At 47.4% G+C, this 3400-nt stretch carries 2 protein-coding genes and 2 pseudogenes; all 4 read right to left on the bottom strand.

Features of this window, described 5'->3' with window-relative positions:
• Positions 1-1150, bottom strand: a 1150-nt coding sequence (locus ACRBG0_RS28085; protein WP_431490145.1) for a hypothetical protein, incomplete at its 3' end; no start/stop codon positions are given.
• Positions 1151-1356: 206 nt separating this feature from the next.
• Positions 1357-2400 (bottom strand): annotated as a pseudogene (locus ACRBG0_RS28080) (MFS transporter); the annotation flags it as partial.
• A gap of 2 nt (positions 2401-2402) precedes the next feature.
• Positions 2403-2596: pseudogene (locus ACRBG0_RS28075) on the bottom strand (MFS transporter); the annotation flags it as partial.
• 320 nt (positions 2597-2916) lie between these two features.
• A partial coding sequence (locus ACRBG0_RS28070; RefSeq protein WP_431490146.1) for a T9SS type A sorting domain-containing protein occupies positions 2917-3400 on the bottom strand: 484 nt, incomplete at both ends.

Below are 3400 nucleotides of genomic sequence, written 5' to 3'. Positions count from 1 at the left end.
AAGTCCAGAGTGTATCTGGAATCAGCAGGGAATCGGGTTCTATATCTGTGACGTGCTGCCGTAGTGCCACCAGCTCCACGGCTGCGCCGGGAAGTGGGTTGCCGTTTTTGTCTTGCCCACTGGCGGTAATCAGGATGGGTTCGTCAGAGTGATATTGTTTTTGAGAAAGATCTAATTCAAAGGTGGCCGCATCCAGCTGGTAATCTTCCAAATGAAAGGAGGCCGATTTTCGACCATACTTGCTTTTGTCAAGTACCGAAAAGTAGAGGTTATAGGTCTGATCGAGTTTCAGGGAATCGGCCAGCACGATTTCGGTGGTAAAAGCGCCAGCGCGATCAGGTTGGAGTGTTCTATTGATCACTTGTTGATACCTGTACCCGTTCATGGTCAGTTGAATAGGCTTTCTGAAGGGGCGACCATTGCGTTTGGTCAGGTAGGTTTTTAGTCGCAGCGTGTCGCCTGGCCGGTAGCGTGGCTGGTTGAGGGCGATATAACCTTTGAGGGTGCGATCTTTTTTCGGAAACGGCCAAATGCGCCGCCAGTTGAGGTACCAGTTGCCGCGCCCTATTCCTCGCTTGAAGAAGTGGTAAGTGTTTTTCGCCAAGCGGTAAGGCGTACTCAGAAAATAACCAACTGGTGTGCGGAAAAAGCGTCGCCGTTGGGGCTTGATCTTGTTGTACGCAACTTGGTAAAAGAGCGTGTCTCCCGGCATTTCGATACGTAGCCAGCCATTTTCACGTGGCCGTTTGGTACGGTAGCTTTGTATGGATGTTTGCCATGGGATGAGTTCTTCGTCAAAAAATAAGCGGCCATCAGGGGCTAACATACCATGGGTGTTGCGTATTTCTATACGAAGATGGTTACCATCGGCGATTTGTTGCACCCCGTATTGATGAACACTGTATTGCTGGATATTCAGCGCTTCTTTGGTGGCCTTGACGAGCAAATAATGACCAGTAGCCAAGGCAGGCATGCTGTTTTCAAAAGAGTCAACCATTTGATAGAGAAAAGGATCACTGTATAAATCTTTCCCTTGGTATTGATAAAGTGTTTGCGCCTCATCGGCCGTGATTTGAAAAACGTAAGTGTACTCAGATTGCTGGGCAGCAAGCAGTAATGGGAGCGCGAGAAGGAGGGCGATAACTTTCATTGTTTAAAAATAGAACTTATTCCTTCTAAAACGAACGCCAAATGACTAATCGCTGCCTGTGGGTGTGTGGTAGTGCTCGTTTCACTCGCGGGGGGGCGTCCCGATTCTCGGGATTCACGGGGGTGTTCGCTTTGCCCACAGTTCTTCCCTTAAGAGAAGTAAAACTCTCCTACAAGTAATTCTGAAAACCGCGAGCGAAGCGAGCACTACTCCTTATCCTCCACCACCAAACAAAGCAAGCCTGCCACGATCATAGAAACGCCACCGATGATGAGTGCATAGACGGAAACATTGCCAAAGAAAGACTTGAGCATAAAGCCTAAAATTCCAGCAGCCACAATTTGAGGGATGACAATGAAAAAGTTGAAAACTCCCATGTAATACCCCATCTTATTGGCGGGGAGTATGCTTGAAAGCATGGCGTAAGGCATAGACAGAATACTGGCCCAGGCAATACCCACACCAATCATAGAGACGAGTAGCATGTTGGGGTCAGTGATGAAATAAATGGAGAAAAGACCAATGCCGCCACAGAACAAGGCTACCAGGTGGGTCATTCGGCGAGTGATGCGCTTAGCCAAAACGGGCAACAAAAAGGCGACGATTGCCGCAATACCATTGTAGATGGCAAAGCAAATACCTACCCAGTCGGCGCCCTCATTGTAAAGGGCAGAGGTGGGGTCATCCGTACCATAAACATGACTCGTAACGGCTGAAGTCGTATAAATCCACATAGCAAAAAGTGCAAACCAGCTGAAGAATTGTACCAGCGATAGCTGCACCATCGTTTTGGGCATCTTGAAGATACCGAGGAAGGATTCGACTAAACCGTCCCAGATGCCAACAGCGGCATTTTCCTCTCTAAATTTTTCCAGGTCGTCGGGTGGATATTCTTCGGTTTTGAATACTGTCCACATCACTGCGGTGAAATAGGCAAAACCACCTAGGTAGAAAGACCAACGCACCGAGTCGGGGATCATACCATCTGTCGTCACATTGCTTACACCAAACCAATTGGTAAACATCCAGGGTAGTGCCGAAGCGATCACTGCTCCGAGGCCAATAAAGAAACTCTGCATAGCAAAACCACTGGTACGTTGCTCGTTGGGGAGCATATCGCCAACAAAGGCCCGAAACGGTTCCATACTAATATTGATAGAAGCATCCATCAGCCATAGCATAATCACTGCCATCCAAAGCGCAGTAGAATTGGGCATGAGGAACAGTGCGATGGTTGCTAATATGGCCCCNNACGGCAAAGAACGGCCGCCGTCGCCCCCATTTTTTATGCCAGGTTCGATCACTGTAATAACCAATGATGGGTTGCACTAACAGGCCGGTTACCGGTGCGGCAAGCCACAATATCGGCAGTGCATCTTTGGATGCACCCAGGGTTTCAAAAATTCGACTTACGTTGGCGTTTTGCAAAGCAAAACCAAATTGAATCCCCAGGAACCCGAAACTCATGTTCCAGATTTGCCAAAAACTGAGCTTGGGTTTTTCGGAGCTGATTGAAACGTTGGACATGGTACTTGTGTTAATCTGTGCTCAAAATAAGCGTAAACTGGTCTTTTGCCCGGTTTTGATATGCTTTTTTTATCGTGTGCCAAAAAAACGCAAGCTGGGCTTTCCCATGCACCTCTTGTACCAAATAGAAAAGGCGGCCTAAAATGGGCCGCCTTTTCTCTAAGTAAACAGGTTGGTTGTCTGTTTAAAAGATGATTGCTCGATTTGTTATTGAGCAGTCTTTTTCACTCCTTATTGNNACCACCACCTTGGTAATGGTACTTCCAATCTTAATAAGGTAAAGCCCTACGGGCCAGTAAGAAACATCTATTTGAGCGTTTTGTCGAATCATACCTTGGTACACTTTGGTACCATTGAGGTTGTAGATCATTACAATTTGCTTCTCTTCGGTTTCTCCGTCAATGCTTAGGGTAAAGCTATCGTTGGCTGGATTAGGATAGACTTTAATTTCTTGCTGCTTAGTAAATGGATCACTGGTAGCAGTCGTTCCGGTATTCTCTGCATTGAAGGTGGGGCTCATGGATTGAAACTCACCGATGCCGTTAGGGTATCGTCCGTAAGAGACATCCGTTACTTGGTCGATATAAGTTACTTCATCAACAATGGTACCATCAGGGGCCACAAGGAGAACTGCTTCTGCAGCAGCAGATAGTTTGAAATTGGCATGCAGGCCTTCCTGGTCTTCGTCGTCATCTGCCCAAATGATGAGGTAGCCGTTGCCAG

Source organism: Lewinella sp. (assembly GCF_050633125.1).
Classification (GTDB): domain Bacteria; phylum Bacteroidota; class Bacteroidia; order Chitinophagales; family Saprospiraceae; genus Lewinella.
Note: the sequence above shows the minus strand (reverse complement) of the source record. Positions and strands in the feature narration are given on the sequence as shown.